This window comes from Alcaligenes sp. Me129, assembly GCF_050487245.1.
Taxonomy (GTDB): Bacteria; Pseudomonadota; Gammaproteobacteria; order Burkholderiales; family Burkholderiaceae_B; genus Alcaligenes; species Alcaligenes phenolicus.
This window is the reverse complement of sequence record NZ_JBKQGX010000039.1, coordinates 1-1,482: the sequence shown is the minus strand read 5'-3', so window position 1 is coordinate 1,482 and position 1,482 is coordinate 1. Positions and strand designations below refer to the sequence as shown.

General features: G+C 56.7%; 2 protein-coding genes. Both read right to left on the bottom strand.

Features of this window, described 5'->3' with window-relative positions; translation table 11 throughout:
• Positions 1–123: 123 nt before the first annotated feature.
• Entirely contained in the window at positions 124–1,176 is a 1,053-nt protein-coding gene (locus ACLPGZ_RS19580; RefSeq protein ID WP_045931261.1) for a M29 family metallopeptidase, read from the bottom strand.
• An 81-nt stretch (positions 1,177–1,257) separates the two neighbouring features.
• A partial coding sequence (locus ACLPGZ_RS19575) for an alpha/beta fold hydrolase (protein ID WP_429641893.1) occupies positions 1,258–1,482 on the bottom strand: 225 nt, incomplete at its 5' end.

Here is a 1,482-nt window from a genome sequence, read left to right as displayed (position 1 = left end):
ATATTGCCGCCACCAAACACGGCAGGATCCGCAAAGCCATTCACCAGATCAATAATCAACAAGCCGTAAGGAGCTTTAGGCTCCAATGTCGACCCAAACCCTTGTTGAGCGTAAACCGCTCCCTCATTCGTACTCACCAACGCCTCCGTCCAGTACTTTGCCATCACGCACGACAGCGCGGCCATCCAGGCTGACCGTGCAATTGCGCAAAGGAATATCAATGTGGCATGCGGTTGTGCGCTTGCCGCCAGCTTCATTGTTCGGGCCCAGGGAGAACAGGAAGTTACCCTCGAACGCACGCGCATCCATGCCAATGGTGTTCTCACGCGAGTACAGACCCAAGGTGGACCAGTGAGCGCGTGGCTGCAAACCCCAACCAATGTGGGAAATGGCATAACCTTCGGGATCGTTGAAGGTCTTCATGTATTCGTCCAGCAGCTCGGCTTCGATACCACCTTCAATCTTGGTGGCATAGCCGTTTTCCACGGTCAGAATGATCTGCTCGGTAGAGTATTTCTTCTGTGGCAACAGGATGTCGCCCTTGTCGATCACGATGGTGCCGTTAGTGCCCAGCTCGTTCGGCCAGGTCAGCACAAAACCGCTGGGCCAGTGGTCCCAACGACCGGGCTCATCCACAAAACCGTATTCACGAATCGCCGGGAACTCACCCAGCGGGCAACGCAAATTAGTACCGGCAGGAGAGGTGATGCTCATTTCCTTGGCGGCCTTGATCAAAGCGGCCGCCGCAGTCACGCGTGCACGATCCGCTTCCGTTGGCACCGTGCGAACCAGAATTTCTGGTGGCTCCACCGCCAGCAGAATCTTCGTGCCCGACTTCAGAATGTCGATCTGCTCGGGCGAGAACAACAGGGTCATCAAGTCCAGCACCAGATCACTAGCCTTCAGGGCTGCAATCGCTGCTTCGTTACCCGTCAGCGGGGTCGTACCCAGGTAGGCCAGCGAGTCACGGCTCAAGGCTTTTTCCGCGTTGACCGGCAACAAGTCCAGGCGATTCACAATTGCACCCATGGACTGAGCGGCAATCTGCGCACACTGCATGGTTTGCGGGTGCGTGGTCGAGCTGGTCAGCAAGGTCACGGTTTGACCGGCCTGCAGCTTGGACAGGCGTAGCACTTCTTGCCATGCCTCGATAAGTTGGTAATCACTAACTGCCATCTTGTCTCTCCTTGTGAAAGGTTCCGACACTGACGCGGAACCTTTGCATCACGACGGGCCGCCCATGCGGCCCTTTCAACATCACACCAAGCGCTGGCCCAGGAAGTCACCGAAGGCTTCGTAAAAGCCTGCTTCGTTATCCCAAGGAATCATGTGACCGGCATCAGGCACGCGAACGTGCTGAACGCCAGGGGCCAACTGCTGAATCTCGGCCACATCTTCATCACGCACCACGTCACCACGCTCGGCTGTCATCAGCAAGGCAGGCACGGTCAAATGCGGGAAGTCGACATGAATATCGTCGGT